The organism is Streptomyces sp. DSM 116793 (genome assembly GCF_057320905.1).
Map to the genome: position 1 here is coordinate 9,058,057 of NZ_CM170494.1, position 13,510 is coordinate 9,071,566.

General features: G+C 72.7%; 11 protein-coding genes. 5 read left to right on the forward strand and 6 right to left on the reverse strand.

What is annotated here, in order from left to right; all coding sequences use genetic code 11:
* Positions 1–125: 125 nt before the first annotated feature.
* From ACSMXW_RS35855 to ACSMXW_RS35865, 3 genes are all read left to right on the forward strand, one after another.
* Positions 126–1,100 (forward strand): PDR/VanB family oxidoreductase, encoded by a 975-nt coding sequence (locus tag ACSMXW_RS35855; protein ID WP_485802609.1) that lies wholly within the window; start codon positions 126–128, stop codon positions 1,098–1,100.
* A 172-nt stretch (positions 1,101–1,272) separates the two neighbouring features.
* Positions 1,273–2,358: an S-(hydroxymethyl)mycothiol dehydrogenase gene (locus ACSMXW_RS35860; protein WP_485802611.1), complete on the forward strand. Its 1,086-nt coding sequence runs from the start codon at positions 1,273–1,275 to the stop codon at positions 2,356–2,358.
* Entirely contained in the window at positions 2,358–2,987 is a 630-nt protein-coding gene (locus tag ACSMXW_RS35865; protein WP_485802612.1) for an MBL fold metallo-hydrolase, read from the forward strand. Before ACSMXW_RS35860 ends, ACSMXW_RS35865 begins: the two co-directional genes overlap by 1 nt.
* A gap of 419 nt (positions 2,988–3,406) precedes the next feature.
* Here ACSMXW_RS35865 and ACSMXW_RS35870 read toward each other — a convergent pair whose 3' ends face one another.
* Complete coding sequence (locus tag ACSMXW_RS35870) at positions 3,407–4,240, reverse strand: IclR family transcriptional regulator (RefSeq protein ID WP_485802614.1); 834 nt, start codon at positions 4,238–4,240, stop codon at positions 3,407–3,409.
* An 818-nt stretch (positions 4,241–5,058) separates the two neighbouring features.
* Between ACSMXW_RS35870 and ACSMXW_RS35875 the strand changes: the two genes are divergently transcribed.
* Entirely contained in the window at positions 5,059–6,069 is a 1,011-nt protein-coding gene (locus ACSMXW_RS35875; protein ID WP_485802616.1) for a phosphotransferase family protein, read from the forward strand.
* 120 nt (positions 6,070–6,189) lie between these two features.
* On the opposite strand, the gene ACSMXW_RS35880 is transcribed toward ACSMXW_RS35875, so the two are convergent.
* Genes ACSMXW_RS35880 through ACSMXW_RS35895 form a run of 4 tightly spaced genes read right to left on the reverse strand, consistent with a single transcriptional unit; the run spans position 6,190 to position 10,786 of the window.
* Positions 6,190–7,554: a GH1 family beta-glucosidase gene (locus ACSMXW_RS35880; protein ID WP_485802618.1), complete on the reverse strand. Its 1,365-nt coding sequence runs from the start codon at positions 7,552–7,554 to the stop codon at positions 6,190–6,192.
* 20 nt (positions 7,555–7,574) lie between these two features.
* On the reverse strand, positions 7,575–8,462 hold the full coding sequence (locus ACSMXW_RS35885) for a carbohydrate ABC transporter permease (protein ID WP_485802619.1): 888 nt from the start codon (positions 8,460–8,462) through the stop codon (positions 7,575–7,577).
* Positions 8,455–9,465: a carbohydrate ABC transporter permease gene (locus ACSMXW_RS35890; protein WP_485802621.1), complete on the reverse strand. Its 1,011-nt coding sequence runs from the start codon at positions 9,463–9,465 to the stop codon at positions 8,455–8,457. The genes ACSMXW_RS35885 and ACSMXW_RS35890 overlap by 8 nt, the downstream gene beginning before the upstream one ends.
* 4 nt (positions 9,466–9,469) lie before the next feature.
* A complete protein-coding gene (locus ACSMXW_RS35895) occupies positions 9,470–10,786 on the reverse strand; it encodes an ABC transporter substrate-binding protein (RefSeq protein WP_485802622.1) in 1,317 nt (438 codons plus the stop codon).
* A gap of 152 nt (positions 10,787–10,938) precedes the next feature.
* Here ACSMXW_RS35895 and ACSMXW_RS35900 point away from each other — a divergent pair, with 152 nt between their 5' ends.
* Positions 10,939–12,252 carry an ROK family transcriptional regulator gene (locus ACSMXW_RS35900; protein WP_485802624.1) on the forward strand — a complete coding sequence of 438 codons (1,314 nt, stop codon included), beginning with the start codon at positions 10,939–10,941 and terminating at the stop codon, positions 12,250–12,252.
* 133 nt (positions 12,253–12,385) lie between these two features.
* Here ACSMXW_RS35900 and ACSMXW_RS35905 read toward each other — a convergent pair whose 3' ends face one another.
* Positions 12,386–13,456: a LacI family DNA-binding transcriptional regulator gene (locus ACSMXW_RS35905; protein ID WP_485802625.1), complete on the reverse strand. Its 1,071-nt coding sequence runs from the start codon at positions 13,454–13,456 to the stop codon at positions 12,386–12,388.
* Between the last annotated feature and the right edge of the window lie 54 nt (positions 13,457–13,510).

The following is a 13,510-nucleotide window of genomic DNA, read 5'->3' on the forward strand; positions in this document are numbered from 1 at the left end:
CCGCCGCCCCGCCCGGCGCGCCGAGGTGTACGGCCGGCGGGGCGCACGGCCGGCGGGGCGCACGGTCCGGCACCGGGTCCCCCACCCGCGCCCCTGGTCACGTCCGCATCCGAGAGAGAGACGCCATGCCCACCACGACGCCCCCGCGCACCGAGGTCGAACTCGACCTGACCCTGGTGCGCAAGGAGCGGCTGGCCGACGGTGTCGTCCGGCTGACCCTCGGCCATCCGCAGGGCGAGCCGCTGCCCGCCTGGCAGCCCGGCGCCCACATCGACCTCCGGCTGACGCCCGGTCTGGTCCGCCAGTACTCCCTGTGCGGCCACCCGGACGACCCCTCGGTCCTCCAGGTGGCCGTACTCCGCGAGCGGGACGGCCGCGGCGGCTCCGCCTACGTCCACGACACCCTCACGGAGGGCAGCACGGTACGGATCGGGGGCCCGCGCAACCACTTCCCGCTGGTCGACGCCGAGCGCTACCTCTTCATCGCCGGCGGCATCGGCATCACCCCGATCCTGCCCATGGTCGCCGAGGCCGCCCGGCGCGGCGCCGACTGGCGGCTGGTGTACGGGGGCCGCACCCGCGCCTCCATGGCCTTCGCGGAGGAACTCGCCGCGGACCACCCGGACCGCGTCGAGCTCTGCCCCGAGGACGAGACGGGCCTGCTCGACCTGGAGGGCCTGCTCGGCAGCCCCCGGCCGGGCACCGAGGTCTACTGCTGCGGGCCCGCGCCGCTGCTCGACGCGGTCGAGCAGCGCTGCCAGGGCTGGCCCGCGGGGGCCCTGCACACCGAGCGCTTCACGCCCCGCGAGGACCCCGCGCCGGACGGCACCGGCGAGAGCTTCGAGGTGGAGCTGGCCGGCAGCGGCACCACCCTGACCGTGCCGCCGGACCGCTCCGTCCTGGAGGTTTTGGAGGAGGCCGGGGTGCCGGTGCTGTCCTCCTGCCGGGAGGGAACTTGCGGCACCTGCGAGACCGGTGTCCTCGACGGCGAGGTGGACCACCGCGACTCACTGCTGACGGCCGAGGAGCGGGCCGCCAACGACGTGATGTTCGTGTGCGTCTCACGCTGCGCGTCCAAACGGCTGGTCCTGGATCTCTGAGCCCGGACCCGGCCATCCCCGTTCCCGTCCGACGACGGGGATGGCCGACCCGTTCGTGCCCCGTGCGCACAGACGCGCCCGGAGCGCGAGAGACTCGGCGGGACCGGGTAGGTCCCGGGGGCGGCGCAGTCGCCGCGGTCGGAAGACACAGACAAGAGAGAGGCTGGCGGACATGGCACAGCAGGTGCAGGGTGTGATCGCGGCGGCGAAGGGCGAGCCGGTCAGGATCGAGACCATCACCGTCCCGGACCCCGGGCCCGGCGAGGCGGTCGTCGCGGTGCAGACGTGCGGCGTCTGCCACACGGACCTGCACTACCGCGAGGGCGGCATCACCGACGACTTCCCCTTCCTGCTGGGGCACGAGGCCGCCGGCGTCGTGGAGTCCGTCGGCGACGGCGTCACCGAGGTGGCCCCGGGCGACTTCGTCATCCTCAACTGGCGTGCCGTGTGCGGGCAGTGCCGCGCCTGTCTGCGCGGCCGCCCCTGGTACTGCTTCAACACCCACAACGCCAAGCAGAAGATGACACTGGCGGACGGTACGGAGCTCACCCCGGCCCTCGGCATCGGCGCGTTCGCGGAGAAGACGCTGGTCGCCGCGGGGCAGTGCACCAAGGTCGACCCGGGGGCGTCCCCGGCGGCCGCGGGCCTGCTGGGCTGCGGGGTGATGGCGGGCATCGGCGCCGCGATCAACACGGGGAACGTGAACCGCGGCGACGCGGTCGCGGTGATCGGCTGCGGCGGCGTCGGCGGCGCCGCCATCGCCGGCGCCCGGCTGGCCGGCGCCGCTAAGATCATCGCCGTCGACATCGACGACCGGAAGCTGGAGACGGCCCTGAAACTCGGCGCCACCCACACCGTCAACTCCCGGGCCGCCGACCCCGTCGCCGCCGTTCAGGAGCTGACGAGCGGCTTCGGCGCGGACGTCGTGATCGAGGCGGTGGGCCGGCCCGAGACGTACAAGCAGGCCTTCTACGCCCGCGACCTCGCCGGCACCGTGGTCCTCGTGGGGGTACCCACGCCCGATATGCGGCTCGAACTGCCGCTGCTCGACGTCTTCGGCCGCGGCGGCGCCCTGAAGTCGTCCTGGTACGGCGACTGCCTGCCGTCCCGCGACTTCCCCATGCTGATCGACCTGTACCTGCAGGGGCGACTCGACCTGGACGCGTTCGTCACCGAGACCATCCCGCTCGAGGACGTCGAGAAGGCGTTCGGACGGATGCACCAGGGGGACGTGCTCCGCTCGGTGGTGGTCCTCTGATGGCGGCCCGTATCGACCACCTGGTCACCTCGGGCACCTTCTCGCTGGACGGCGGCACCTGGGACGTCGACAACAACGTCTGGATCGTCGGCGACGACTCCGAGGCCGTGGTGATCGACGCGGCCCACGACGCGGACGCCATCCTGGACGCGCTGGGCGGCCGGCGGCTCGCCGCGATCGTGTGCACGCACGCCCACGACGACCACATCGACGCGGCCCCCGGCCTGTCGGAGCGCACCGGTGCCCCCGTCCTCCTGCACCCGGACGACCTCCCGCTGTGGCGGCAGACCCACCCGGAGCGGGCCCCGGACGGCGACCTCGGCGACGGGCAGGAGGTCACCGTGGCCGGGGCGGTGCTGCGCGTGCTGCACACCCCGGGCCACAGCCCCGGGGCGGTCAGCCTCTACGCACCGGCCCTCGGCACCGTCTTCACCGGCGACACCCTCTTCGCCGGCGGGCCGGGCGCGACCGGCCGGTCGTTCAGCGACTTCCCGACGATCATCGACTCGATCCGTGACCGGCTGCTGACCCTGCCGCCCGAGACGGTGGTCCGCACCGGACACGGCGAGAGCACCACGATCGGCGGCGAGGCACCCCACCTGGGGGAGTGGATCGCCCGGGGCCACTGAATACGGGCTCGTCGCCCCGGAAGGAAGCGGCCCCGGAAGGGGCGCGGGGAACTGCGCGAGCAGGTCACACGGGCGGATGGCCGGGGACGGAACGGTAGGGGCCCGCCTCGTGCCCGGGAAGGGGCGCGGGGAGCTGCGCGCTCGGCTCCGGCGTCCGGTGGCCGGGGCCGAGACCGCAGGGGGCTCGGCCCCCAGGGCCCGCCGTGGACGCGTCGGGGCCGAGACCGCAAGAGGCTCGGCCCGGGGGCCCGCAGCAGTCGCGTCGTGGCCGGTCGCTTCCGCACCGCCTCGACGGCGTGGGCGGTACCCCCGACGCGGCGGATCCTCTTCCACTGCCGTGGGGGCGGGGGAGGCGCCCCCACGGTCTCAGCCCCGTGCCCCTTCCGGGGCGCAGCCCCACCGGCGCCTCGCCGAAGCGGTCACGCCCCGGCGAGGCGCGCCCCGGCCGGCGGCGCCCCGTCGGTCACGCCCCCGCTCGCCGCGGGCCCCGCGGGCAACCGCGCGCCCAGCGCCCGGGAGATGCCCCGCGCCGCCACCTGGACCAGCGGGATCAGGGCCCGCGGCTCGGCCCTGTCCACATGCGCGACCACCGAGACCGCGGCCACCACCTCGCCCCCGGGACCGTGCACCGGTGCCGCGACCGAGACGCCGTCGGGCGTCACCTGGCGGTGGCAGACCGCCACCCCGCTCTGCCGCACCTCGGCGAGGATCCGCCGGATACGGACCGGATCGCAGAGCGTGTGCTCGGTGTACGGCACCATCGGCTGCGCCAGCACCCGCTCCTGCACCTCCACCGGGGCGTGCGCGAGCAGCACCCGGCCGACCCCGGTCGGCGTGAGTGCGAACCGGCCGCCGACCCGGGTCAGGACCCGCACCGAGCGGCGCCCGGCCAGTCGCTCCACGTACAGCACGGACAGTTCCTCGCGGACCGCGAGCTGCACGTTCTCCCGGGTCACGTGGCCCAGGTCCGACAGGTAGGGCAACGCCAGCTCGCGCAGGCCCAGGCCGCGGGGCGCGAGCGACGCGATCTCCCACAGGTGCAGTCCGATGCGGTAGCCCCCGCCCGCCTCGCGCTCCAGGACCCGGTGCGCCGTCAGCTCCTTCACCAGGCGGTACGCCGTGGTCAGCGGCAGCTCCGTGTGCCGGGAGATGTCCGTGAGGGTCAGCACCGGCGTGGCGGGCGTGAAGGCCTCCAGCACGCACAGCGCGCGGCCGACCACGGATCCGGTCCCGCCCCGGTGCCCGTCGTCCATGGACCCTCCTTCGGGTGACCGGCCGCTCCCCACGCAAGCTAGACACCCCAGGTCATGCGCGTCAATGGAGACGACGGAACGGCTCGGGCCGTCCCCACCGACACCCGCGGCCGACTGGGGGCGGCCCGCATCGGCACGCGCGGCGGTCGCGGGCGCCGGCCGGCTGTCGCGTCGGGCGCGGGCGCCCCGCCGTCATGCGCGGCGGTCGCGGGTGGCCCACCGGCTCTCGCGTCGGGCACAGCCTCCCCACCGGCACGCGCGGCGGTCGCGGGCGCCCCGCCGGCACCCCAGGGCACGGGCGCCACCCCAGGGCACGACCCGCCCCCGGCGTGCTTGCCCAGGCACGGGTGGCATCCGAGGCACGGACACCCCGGCGCACCGCGGCAGGCACAGGCGGTCCCTCCGACACCTCCATCGACACCTCACCCGGCACCTCCACCGGCCCTTCCGGCGCCCCCGCTTGACACGCCCCCGCCGCCCCGGAACACTCCAACTGTTCGGAGAGCGCTCTCCGGCACAGTGCCGGTCTCGGGGCGGCCGACGACCCGGGCCCCCCGGACCGGTCTCCCGTGCACCCGGACCGGTATGCCCTCCTCCGCTTGGCGGGGATGAACTGAGCGGCTTCCAGGACCCGTTACGGTTGTGCGATCTACGAGTTCGGCGTCCGCCACTGGGACGTCAGGCTCCCCCCGGGTTTCGTTCCGGCCCTCACCCCCGCTCGCCGGTACGAAACGCCGAGGCCGCCGTAGGTCCACGGGTGGGAGCGGACCACCGTGGCCCCGCCGTTCGCCCGAGTGCCGACAGGCGAGGAAGAGCCGATGAACATGACCGCAACGATGACCAAGCAGCTCGCGGAGGTCCTGGCCGCCGCCGGGGTTCCGCCGGAGCGCGTGAGGGACACCAGGGAGCTGTCCGGGAGCACGTACAACGATGTCACCATGATCACGCTCGACGACGACCGCAGGCTCGTGCTGAAGCTCCCGCCGCCCGCGGACCGTCCCCGGCTCGCCTACGAGCGCGACCTGCTGCGCGCCGAGGCGATGTTCTGCCGCGCTGCCCACGAGGCGGACGGCGAGGTGCCCGTGCCGCACGTCGAGGCCGTACACACGGACGCCGCCGCCGACGTGGGCCCCTTCCTGCTGATGACCGCCCTGCCCGGCACCCGCTGGCCCGAGGCGCGCGAGCACTTCCTCCAGGGCGAGCAGGAAGCGCTCCGCCATGACCTGGGCAACCTGGTGGCGCGGCTGCACACGGTCGTCGGGGACGGCTTCGGCTACCCGTCCGGCGCGCTGGGCCCCCTCGCGCCCACCTGGCGGGAGGCCTTCTCGGGGATGTTGGACGCGGTCGTCGACGACGCACGCCGGTTCGGCGCCCGGCTGCCCAGGCCCGCCGAGGAACTGGCGGGAGTGCTCCGGCGGGCGTATCCGGTGCTGGACGAGGTCGTGGTGCCGAGACTGGTGCACTTCGACCTCTGGGAGGGCAACGTCCTGATCGAGGGCGGCCCGAAGGGACCGCGCATCGGCGGCCTGGTGGACGGCGAGCGGATGTTCTGGGGGGACCCGCTGGCCGACTTCGTCTCGGGCGCGCTGCTCGGCGAGATAGAGATGGACCCGTACTTCCTGGACGGCTACAAGGAGGAGGCCGGCGGCTTCGTCGTCTTCGACGAGACGTCACGCCTGCGGATCGCGCTCTACCGCTGCTACCTCTACCTGATCATGCTCGTGGAGCAGCAGTCGCGGGGGGCGTCTGCTGCCGAGCGCAGGTGGGCGCGCCGCGAGGTGGTGCCGTCGCTGACGGCCGCCGTCGACACCGTGGCCGCCCTGAGCTGACCGGTGGCACTCCGGTGACCGCACGGCGCCCCGGGTGACCGCCGGGGGCATGGGGCCGGGCCCCGGTACCGCGGCAGAAGACATACGGTACGGGGGCCCGGGGCCGGGGGAGGGGACGCGTCAGGTGGCCCGCGCGCCGCCCTCGCGGTGGCTGCGGATGATCTCCGCATAGCGCCGGCCACTGCTCTTGACGGTGCGCTTCTGGGTCTCGTAGTCGACGTGCACGAGGCCGAACCGCTTGTCGTAGCCGTAGGCCCACTCGAAGTTGTCCAGCAGCGACCAGGCGTAGTAGCCGGCCAGCGGAGCGCCGCGGCGGGCCGCGCGGGCGCAGGCCGCCAGGTGCTCCTCGAGGTAGCCGATGCGCTCCGGGTCGTGCACGGTGCCGTCCGCACGCACCACGTCCGGGAACGAGGAGCCGTTCTCGGTGACGTAGAGGCTGCGGGCGCCGTACTCCTCGGTGAGCCGCATCAGCAGCGCCTCGATGCCGTTCGCGTCGATCTCCCAGTCCATGCCGGTGTGCGGCACGCCCGGCCGGGGCACCTGGCGGGCGAACGGGTAGGGGCCCTCGGGGTCGTCGGCGACCACCGCGGGGAAGTAGTAGTTCAGCCCCAGCCAGTCCAGCGGCTGTGCGATGGTCTGAAGGTCCCCGGGGCGCTCCGGCAGGTCCACGCCGTACACCTCGCGCATGTCGGCGGGGAAGCCGCGGCCGTGCACCGGGTCGAGCCACCAGCGGTTGGTGTGCCCGTCGGCGCGCCGCGCGGCGGCCGCGTCGGCCTCGGAGTCCGTGGCCGGTGCGACGGTGGAGAGGTTGTTGACGATCCCCACCGAGGCGCCCGGGGCCGCCGCGCGGATGGCCTGGGCGGCCAGGCCGTGGCCGAGCAGCAGGTGGTACGAGGCGTGCACGGCGGCCTTGATGTCGGTGAGGCCGGGCGCCATCCGGCCCTCCAGGTGGCCGATCCAGGCGGAGCAGAGCGGCTCGTTGAGCGTCGCCCACTGGTGCACCCGGTCGCCGAGCCGCTCGGCGACCACCGAGGCGTAGGCGGCGAAGTACTCGGCGACCTCCCGTGCGGGCCAGCCGCCGCGGTCCTGGAGCACCTGCGGCAGGTCCCAGTGGTACAGCGTGATGTTCGGGGTGATGCCCGCCTCCAGCAGGGCGTCCACCAGCCGGTCGTAGAAGCCGAGCCCCGCCTCGTTGACCGGCCCGTCGCCGCCCGGCACGATCCGCGGCCAGGCGACCGAGAGCCGGTAGGCGCCCGCGCCCAGCTCCTTCATCAGCGCGACGTCCTCGGGCCAGCGGTGGTAGTGGTCGCAGGCGACGTCGCCGTGGTCACCGCCCTCGATCTTGCCGGGGGTGTGCGAGAAGGTGTCCCAGATCGAGGGCGAGCGGCCGTCCTCGGCTACGGCTCCCTCGATCTGGTACGCCGACGTGGCCACACCCCAGACGAAGTCCTTGGGCAGGGCGGCGAGGTCGATGGGCTCGGGCACGGAGGTCCTTTCGGGGTGTGTCACTTGACGGCTCCGGCGGTGAGACCGGCGACCAGATAGCGCTGCAGGAGGAGGAACCCGGCCACCACCGGGACGCTGACGACCAGCGAGGCGGCCATCACCTGGTTCCAGTAGACGTTGTTCTCGGTGGCGTAGCCCTGGAGGCCCACGGCGAGGGTGCGGGTCGTGTCGTTGGTCATGACGGACGCGAAGAGCACCTCGCCCCAGGCGGTCATGAAGGCGTACACGGCGACCGCCACGATGCCGGGGATCGCGGCCGGCACGATGATCCGGAAGAGGGCGCCGAGCGGCCCGCAGCCGTCCACCAGGGCCGCCTCGTCCAGGGACTGCGGCACCGAGTCGAAGTACCCGATCAGCATCCAGATGGAGAACGGCAGCGAGAACGTCAGATAGGTGAGGATGAGCCCGCCGCGCGAGCCGAACAGCGCGATCCCGGTGGCGTTGCCGATGTTGACGTAGATCAGGAACAGCGGCAGCAGGAAGAGGATGCCCGGGAACATCTGCGTGGACAGCACGGTGACCGTGAAGACCCGCTTGCCGCGGAACCGGTAGCGGCTGACCGCGTAGGCGGCGAACACCGCGACGATCACCGAGCACACCGTCGCCGCGCCCGCCACGATGAGCGAGTTCATGAAGTACTTCGCCAGCGGCACGGTCGACCAGATGTCGATGTAGGGGCGGATCGTCAGCCCGCTGGGCAGCCAGCGGAACGCCCCGGAGACGTCCTGAAGCGGCTTCAGCGAGCTGCTGATCATCACATAGACGGGCACCAGCACGAAGACGGTGAGCAGCGTGAGGAAGATCCGCCGGGACCAGACGAAGGACGGCGGCGGTGCGGTGGGGGAGCGGCGGGGCGCGGTCCGGGTGGCCCCCGCGGTGCTAGACATCGGCCGTCTTCCTTCCACGGGAGGTCAGCACCAGGTAGACGGCCGTCACCAGCAGCAGGAACAGCAGCAGCAGGACCGACATGGCGGAGCCGGTGCCGAAGTTCCAGGTGACGAACGACGCCTGGTAGATGTGGATCGAGACGAGGTCCGCCGCCTCCGGTGCCGACTTCCCGAACAGCACGTACGGGGTGTTGAAGTCGTTGAACGTCCACAGGAACAGCACGAGGACGAGCACCTGGTTGACCGGGCGCAGCGACGGCAGGGTGATGCGGCGGATCTGCTGCCACATCCCGGCACCGTCGATGGCCGCCGCCTCGTAGAGCTCCCGTGGGATGTTCTGCAGCCCGGCCATGATGATGAGGAAGGCGAACGGCCAGCCCTTCCAGACGGAGACCGTCAGCAGGGCGACGAAGCTGTTGTCACCGATCAGCCAGAACGTCTGGCCGTTGGTCAGCCCCAGCTGGTCGCCGAGCACGTGGTTCACCAGGCCGTTGTCCCGCTGGAACATGAAAGCCCAGGTGATCACGGCAGCGTAGACGGGCAGCGCGTACGGCGTCAGGAAGACGGCGCGCAGGAAGCCCCGGCCCCGGAAGTTCTCCTGCATGTAGACGGCCGCCACGGTGCCGATCAGCCAGCACAGGCCCACGGAGAGCACCGTGAAGCCGCAGGTGACGACGAACGAGTGGAGCAGCGCCTGCCCGATCGGCGCGTCGAAGTCGACCGAGACGCGGTAGTTGTCGAGCCCGGACCACGGAGCGGTGCCCCAGTCGCGGATGAAGAACTGGGTGAGCTCCTTGAAGCTCATGACGATGCCGATGACCATCGGCACCAGGTGGACCAGGAGTTCGAGCAGGAGCGCGGGAAGCAGCAGCAGATAGGGCAGGCCGACGCGGCGCAGCCGCCCGGGCAGGCGGGGCCTCCTCGGCCCCGCCTGCCCGGTGCCCGCCCGCCCCGTGCCGCCGGTGGGCGGCGCCTGCCGGTCGGCGGTGGTGGTGGCGGTCATCGGCTCAGCTCTTCGGCATCTGCTGCTGGGCCTTGGTGAGCGCCGCCTTCACCGACGCCGTGGTCACCGGGCGCCCCGCGGCCACATCGGTGAACAGTCCCTTGATCGCCGTGCCCACCGACGTCTCGTACTGCGACTCGTTCGGCACCTGCGGCAGCGGCGCGGCGCTGGTCAGCAGGGTGTTCTTCAGCACGGTCGCCTCCGGGTTGGAGAAGAACGGGTCGCTCTGCGCGGCCTTGACCGGGGGGATGTTCGCATAGGCCTTGCAGAGCACCTTCTGCTCGTCGGTGCTCGTCATGAACTTCACGAAGTCCGTGGCGCCCTTGAGGTTCTTGGTGTTCTTGAAGATGGCGATGTTGATACCGGCCACCATCGAGTTGACCTGCTTGCCCGCGCCGGGGGTGCCGGAGGCCACGGGCACCGGCGCGACACCCCAGTCGCTCTCCTTCATGCCGTGCGCCTTGAAGGTGGTGGAGGCGTTCTGCCAGAGCACCATCGCCGTCTTGTTCTTGGCGAAGTCCTCCAGGGACTGGTTCTGCGCGTACTCGGCGTTGCCCGGCGCGATGATCTTGTCCTTGGCCATGAAGTCGACGTACTGCTTCACGGCGGCGACGGCGCCGGGCGAGGTGAAGGTGGGGTTGCCCTTGGCGTCGAAGAAGTCCGCGCCGTGCTGCTTGCCGAGCACGAAGGTCTGGTGGATGTTCTCGACCGGGTTCGACCCCTCGGCGCCGAGCGCCCACTTGCCGTTCTTGGAGATCTTCTTGCCGTCGGCGACCAGCTCGTCCCAGGTGGCCGGGGGCTTGCTGATCCCGGCGTCCTTGAACATCTGCTTGTTGTAGTAGAGGGCGAACGCCATGGAGTAGAGCGGCACCGCGGCCGGGTCCTTGCCCGGGGCGCCCGTCGAGCCCACCGCCGACGCCGTGAAGCGGTCCTTGCCGCCGATCTTGGCGTACTGCTTCGCATCCCACGGCAGCAGCGCACCCGTCGCCTGGAGGGAGGCCGACCAGGTGTTGCCTATGTTCAGCACGTCAGGGCCCTGCCCCGACGTGGTGGCGGCCAGGATCCGGTTGAGCAGGTCCGACCACGGCACGACCTCGAGTTTGACCTTGATACCCGTCTGCTGCTCGAACTTCTTCAGCTCAGGCGTCAGGATCTTCTTGTCCGCCTGGACGTCAGGCCCCTGGTTGGACGCCCAGTAGGTGAGCGTCTTGGGGGAGTCGTTGCTCCCTCCGCCGGTGCTGGTGCCGCCTCCGCAGGCGGTCGCGGTGGCGGACAGAGCGGTGACCGTGGCGATGACTGCGGCGGCTCGAAGTCTGCGCATGTCGGATACGCCCCTTTCCGGGGAGTCCTGAAGGTGGGTGCCTTTACTGAACAAAGAATGTCAGGGCTTAATTTAGGACGTGAGTTAAATCCTGAAGGAAGTTCGCGTCAAGAGGTTCCACGGGGGTATCTTGCCGGAAGGGAAGGAGCCACATGGCTGAGCGCAACAGACGGACCGTGCGTGACCTGCGAAGGGGCAACCGCACAGCCGTATTGCAACGGTTGTATTTCGACGGCCCGATGAGTCGCCAGGCCCTCGGCCCCGCCACGGGGTTGAGTTCAGGCTCTGTCAGCAACGTCGTCGCCGAACTCACCGCGGACGGCCTGCTGGAGGAGGCCGGCGTCGTCGAGTCGGACGGCGGCCGACCGCGCACCCTGCTGCGGGTCGCACCCTCCAGCGGCTACCTCATCGGGGTCGACGTCGGCGAGACCAGGGTGCGGGTCGAGGCGTTCGACGTCGCACTGGAGGAGCTGGCCCGCACCGAGCGCCCCCTCACCACCGACGGCTACGACGTGGACCTGATCGTCCGCCACATCAGGGACGCCGTCGCCGAGATGATGGCCGAGGCGGGCATCGACCCGGCGGGGCTGCTGGGCGTCGGCGTCGGGGTGCCCGGCATCGTGGACGGCTCCGACCCGCGCGGTACCGTCGTGCACGGCCAGACCATCGGCTGGGACGCGGTCCCGCTGGAGCGGCTGCTGCGCAGCGCGGTGGACCTCCCCGACGAGACCGCCTGGTACATCGACAACGGCGCCAAGGCGCTCGGCCAGGCCGAGATGTGGTTCGGCGGCGGACGGGGTGCGCGGGACGCCGCCATCGTGCTGTTCGGCTCCGGCGTCGGCGCCTGCATCGTCACCGACGGCACCATCAACGGCGGGCCGCACGGCACCCCCGGCGAGTGGGGCCACCTCACGGTCAGCGTGCGCGGCCGGCGGTGCCGCTGCGGCGCACTCGGCTGCCTGGAGGCCTACGCGGGCTCGGAGGCGCTGCTCGAACGCTGGCAGGAGGCCGGCGGGCGGCTGCCCGAGGGCGCCGACGAGGAGACCGGGGTGACCGCGCTGCTGGCCGCGGCGAAACCGGCGGACGGCGGCGAGCCCGACCCCGTCGCCGTCGCCGTGCTGGACGAGACCGCCGAGTACCTCGGCGCCGGCATCTCCGACCTGATCAACCTCTTCAGCCCCGAGCGGATCCTCATCGGCGGCTGGGCGGGCCTCCAGCTCGGCCCCTACATGCTCCCCGCGGTGCGCGCCTACGCCAAGGACTACGCCATGCGCCACCCGGCCGCCCGCGTCACCATCGAGCTCGGCAGGCTCGGCCCCGACGCCGTCACCGTCGGCGCCGCGACGCTCCCGCTCGCCGACTTCTTCGCCCGCGGCGGCCGCCGCCCGGAGCCGGCCCGTGAGCACGGCGAGGGGGAGGCGGCACCGGACTGGCAGAACGTCCTGGAGAACCGGCTGCCGCGCTGAGCCGCGGGGGTGTGTACGGTGGGCGACCGCGCGTCCCCGGACGCCGTCGCCTCGCCGCACACCGCCGTCCCGCCGCACCCCGCTACCGCGTCACGGCCGATCGCGCCTACCGGGTCACGGCCGATCGCGTCGCTCACGCCGACTCGCGGACCACCAGCTCCGGTTCGAAGATGACGGAGGCGGCACCGCCGTCCTGCTCGTCCCGGCCCTCGATGCGCCGCTGGAGCAGCCGGGCCATCTCCGCCGCCATGTCCTCCACCGGCTGACGCACCGTGGTCAGCGGCGGGACGCAGGCCGCGGCGGCGCTGCTGTCGTCGAAGCCGACCACCGCGACGTCCTCGGGGATCCGCCGGCCGTGCTCGCGCAGCACCCGGCAGGCGCCCTGCGCCATCAGGTCGTTCGCCGCGAACACCCCGTCGAGTCCGGGGTGCTCGGCGAGCAGGCGGGCCATCGCCTCCTCGCCGCTGTCCCGGGTGAACCCGCCCTCGGCGACGGGTACACGGCCGTGGCCGTGCCGCGCCATCGCGTCCCGGAAGCCGGCCAGCCTGTCCTGGCCCGCGACCACGTCCAGCGGCCCCGTGATGGTCGCGATCCGCCGGCAGCCGCGGGCCAGCAGATGCTCGGCCGCCAGCCGTGCGCCGTCCCGGTGGGCCAGGTCGACATAGCTGATCGGCACCGGGCTCGCCGGGCGCGCGAAGAGCACCGCGGGCAGGGCGGCCTCGGCCAGCATCGGGGGCAGCGGGTCGTCGGCGTGCGTCGACACGACCAGGGCCCCGTCCGCACTGCCCTGCCGCAGGAAGGCGACCACCTGGTCCCGGGCCGCCGGGGTCTCCGCGAACATCAGCACCGGATGCATGGCGCGCGGCCGCAGATAGCCGATGACGCCGCTGGTCACCCGCCCGAAGAACGGGTCGGAGAACACCCGGGAGGCGAACGCGGCCTGCTCCTCGGCCGAGTCGCCCCCCGCGCCGGACACCACCAGGGCGATGGTCTCCGCGCGGCGGGTCACCAGGGAGCGCGCGGCGCGGTTGGGCGTGTAGCCGGTGGCGGCGACGGCCGCGCGCACCGCCTCCTGGATCGCCGGGTCGACGTTGCGGACGCCGTTGACGACCCGCGAGACGGTGGCGCGGGACACCCCGGCGACCCGCGCGACGTCCTCCAGCGTGGGCGGGCCGGCCGCCACCTCCTGCGGCTTGCTCTTCATGACCGCACTGTACCCGAACGGAGAGCGCTCTCCGAAGCTTCGGCCCTGGGTGTG

What these genes read in the sequence shown, in the direction of transcription:
- ACSMXW_RS35885 (WP_485802619.1), bottom strand. Translation starts at nt 8,462, where the DNA reads ATGTCTAGCACCGCGGGGGCCACCCGGACCGCGCCCCGCCGCTCCCCC.
- ACSMXW_RS35860 (WP_485802611.1), top strand. Translation starts at nt 1,273, where the DNA reads ATGGCACAGCAGGTGCAGGGTGTGATCGCGGCGGCGAAGGGCGAGCCG.
- ACSMXW_RS35855 (WP_485802609.1), top strand. Translation starts at nt 126, where the DNA reads ATGCCCACCACGACGCCCCCGCGCACCGAGGTCGAACTCGACCTGACC.
- ACSMXW_RS35890 (WP_485802621.1), bottom strand. Translation starts at nt 9,465, where the DNA reads ATGACCGCCACCACCACCGCCGACCGGCAGGCGCCGCCCACCGGCGGC.
- ACSMXW_RS35905 (WP_485802625.1), bottom strand. Translation starts at nt 13,456, where the DNA reads ATGAAGAGCAAGCCGCAGGAGGTGGCGGCCGGCCCGCCCACGCTGGAG.
- ACSMXW_RS35895 (WP_485802622.1), bottom strand. Translation starts at nt 10,786, where the DNA reads ATGCGCAGACTTCGAGCCGCCGCAGTCATCGCCACGGTCACCGCTCTG.
- ACSMXW_RS35900 (WP_485802624.1), top strand. Translation starts at nt 10,939, where the DNA reads ATGGCTGAGCGCAACAGACGGACCGTGCGTGACCTGCGAAGGGGCAAC.
- ACSMXW_RS35875 (WP_485802616.1), top strand. Translation starts at nt 5,059, where the DNA reads ATGAACATGACCGCAACGATGACCAAGCAGCTCGCGGAGGTCCTGGCC.
- ACSMXW_RS35870 (WP_485802614.1), bottom strand. Translation starts at nt 4,240, where the DNA reads ATGGACGACGGGCACCGGGGCGGGACCGGATCCGTGGTCGGCCGCGCG.
- ACSMXW_RS35865 (WP_485802612.1), top strand. Translation starts at nt 2,358, where the DNA reads ATGGCGGCCCGTATCGACCACCTGGTCACCTCGGGCACCTTCTCGCTG.